Consider the following 309-nt stretch of genomic DNA (forward strand, 5'->3'; position numbering starts at 1 on the left):
GGCACTGTGGTCGCGGCCATAGGTCTCATAGACCCACTGCATGACGATTTCGCGCCGCTCATGCTCGAAAACGACATCGATATCCGGGGGCTCGTTGCGCTCCTGCGAGACAAAGCGCTCGAAAAGGAGATTGTTGCGCTCGGGATCGATGCTGGTGATGCCAAGCACGTAGCACACGGCGGAGTTCGCTGCCGACCCTCTGCCCTGGCACAGGATGTCCCTGCTGCGCGCGAACTGCACGATGGCGTTCACGGTCAGGAAGTATGGGGCGTATTGCAGGATCTCGATCAGGCGCAGTTCATGCTTGAT

Annotated in this window: 1 pseudogene; it reads right to left on the bottom strand. The window is 59.5% G+C overall.

Annotated elements, in window-relative coordinates:
• A pseudogene (locus tag EN846_RS34375) lies at positions 1-309 on the bottom strand (Error-prone DNA polymerase 2); the annotation flags it as partial.

The sequence above is a fragment of the Mesorhizobium sp. M4B.F.Ca.ET.203.01.1.1 genome (assembly GCF_004791025.1).
Lineage (GTDB): Bacteria > Pseudomonadota > Alphaproteobacteria > Rhizobiales > Rhizobiaceae > Mesorhizobium > Mesorhizobium abyssinicae.